The organism is Nesterenkonia sp. K-15-9-6 (genome assembly GCF_052656005.1).
In genome coordinates this window covers 1-378 of the sequence record NZ_JBQYEY010000076.1, presented here as the reverse complement: position 1 = coordinate 378, position 378 = coordinate 1, and the positions used below count along the sequence as shown (strand labels likewise).

The 378-nt window shown below is 70.6% G+C and carries 1 protein-coding gene; it reads right to left on the bottom strand.

Annotation, left to right across the window (positions count from 1 at the left end; all coding sequences use genetic code 11):
• Positions 1–378: hypothetical protein (locus SD455_RS16670; protein ID WP_445508753.1), on the bottom strand; the 378-nt coding region annotated here is incomplete at both ends.

The following is a 378-nucleotide window of genomic DNA, read 5'->3' as shown; positions in this document are numbered from 1 at the left end:
CTGATGCCGGGGTCGTCGCTGTGTCCGGTCAGGGTGGTCTCAGGGATCATGACCGCGATCTTCGCCTCCACCGGGGCGCCCTCGACCCGACCGGAGAGCAGCCAAGCGGCGAACAGGTCAGCCTCCAGCTGGGCCAGGGTCCGAGGATCCGCGCCGTCTGCGGGGATTTCGAGGCGGTCGGACTCGCCAGGGGCAGGGGTCTCACCGGGAAGGACCTCGGGACCGTCCTGGACCTGGACAGGGATCCTGGTGGCCCCGCGGATGGGACCGGCGGCATCAATCTGGTCGGTGATCGGTGGCAGCTCGGGGTGCTCGACGGGCAGCTGGGGATGCTTGACGGGCAACACCTGCTGGACCGGGTGGCGCCCCGGGCTCTGG